This is a genomic window from Archangium sp. (assembly GCF_036389735.1).
Taxonomy (GTDB): Bacteria; Myxococcota; Myxococcia; order Myxococcales; family Myxococcaceae; genus Archangium.
The window spans coordinates 1-1,560 of record NZ_DASVWK010000859.1; the positions used below are offsets into that span (position 1 = coordinate 1).

Annotated in this window: 2 protein-coding genes; both read right to left on the reverse strand. The window is 70.8% G+C overall.

Going from position 1 to position 1,560, the window contains the following annotated elements; all coding sequences use genetic code 11:
* Positions 1 to 670 (reverse strand): efflux RND transporter periplasmic adaptor subunit (locus VF794_RS30765; protein ID WP_331116607.1); only part of this gene is annotated, 670 nt, incomplete at its 3' end.
* Positions 667 to 1,560: TolC family protein (locus tag VF794_RS30770; RefSeq protein WP_331116609.1), on the reverse strand; the 894-nt coding region annotated here is incomplete at its 5' end. The genes VF794_RS30770 and VF794_RS30765, both read right to left, overlap by 4 nt.

Sequence of the window (1,560 nt, forward strand, 5' to 3'; positions counted from 1 at the left end):
CCTCCATGGTGTTGAGCGCGGCGATGGTCATCACCACGTCCTCGGAGAAGTCCGAGCCACGGACGCGCTCACCCACCTCGCGCGACAGCTCGATGATGTTGCCGTCGATGGGGGACAGCAGCGTCGTCTTGGCGAGGTTGCCCTGCGCCTCCTCGTAGACGGCGGAGGCCTGGGCCAGCCGCTGCTGGGCGGACGACAGCCGCGCCGCCGCCGAGTCCCGGGCCGCCCGCGCCTGCTCCACCTCGGCCGTCGAGGCCAGGCCCTTCTTGCCCAGCTCCTCCACCCGGCCCAGCTCGGCCGTGGTGCGGTCCGCCTCCACCTGGGACACCTGGGCGTCCGAGCGCGCCGCGTTCTGCGCCGCCTGGGCCTGCTTCGTCGCCGCCTCGTACCGCTTGCGGTCGATGCGGCCGAGCACCTGGCCCTTCGTCACCCGGTCCCCATCCTTCACCAGCAGCTCCGTCAGGTCGCCGGAGAGGTTGGAGGAGATCTTCACCGTGGTGGCCGCCTGCACCTTGCCGGCGCCGGTGATGGTGCGGGTGACGGAGCCCTTACGGGCCTTCGTCACCTGCGCCTCCACGGTGGGAGGGGGGCGATCCTTCAACCCACCGACGGTGATGGCCGAAGCCCCGAGGAACAGTCCACCTGCGATGACAGCCTTCCACCACTTCATTTCACTTCCCCCGGGGCCAGAGTGCCCATGGCCCGCATCAGCGCGAAACGGGCGGTTTCGACTTCAATCCTGTTTTCCAGCAGGGTCAGCTCGGCCTGCGTGAGCTTGAGCTGCGCGTCGCGCACCTCCAGCGTCGAACTGACACCCGCGTTGAAGCGCTCCTCGGCGAGCCGCAGCGCATCGGCGGCCGCCTGACGGTTGGCCTCGGCCAGCTCGGAGGCGGAGATCTGCGCCAGGAGCGTCTGGTGCGCCTGGCTCAGCGCGCCCTCCAGCTCACGCTCCGACTGCTGGAGGTTCAGCTCGGCCACTCGCGTCTGGTACTCCGCCCGGCGCGTCTGGGCCTGGGTGCTGAAGCCGTTGAAGAGGTCCCACTGGAACGACACGCCCGCGCTCGCCGAGTTCTGGAGGGAGGGCTCGCCGAAGTAGACATCCGGTTCGAAACCGCTGCGCTGGAGGGAGCCCTGAAGGGACACCTGCGGCAGGTAGCCGGCGGTGACGATGCTCCGCTGGAGCTCCGCCGCGCGGATCCGCTGGCGCAGCGCCTTCAACAGCGGCCGACGGGTCCGCGCCTCGGCCACGGACTGCTCCAGGCTCGGCGGCGGAGGCGGCGGCGTGTCCAGCCCAGGCGGAGTCACCGCCTCCAGGGCCTCCGTGCCCGGCATGGCCAACCACGTGGCCAGCTGCGCCTGGTCCCGGGCGCGCTGCGCCTGCCGCAGCACCACGGAGATGCGGTCATTGCCCAGGTTCACCAGCGCGGACAGCTCCTCGGCCTTGCCCACCCGGCCCGCCTGGAAGAGCGCCCGGGCACGCTCGAGCTGCTGCTCGCTGCGCACCACGTTGGCCTTCAGCACCTGGATGGTGGACTGGGAGCGGTAGAGCGCGAAGAAGCG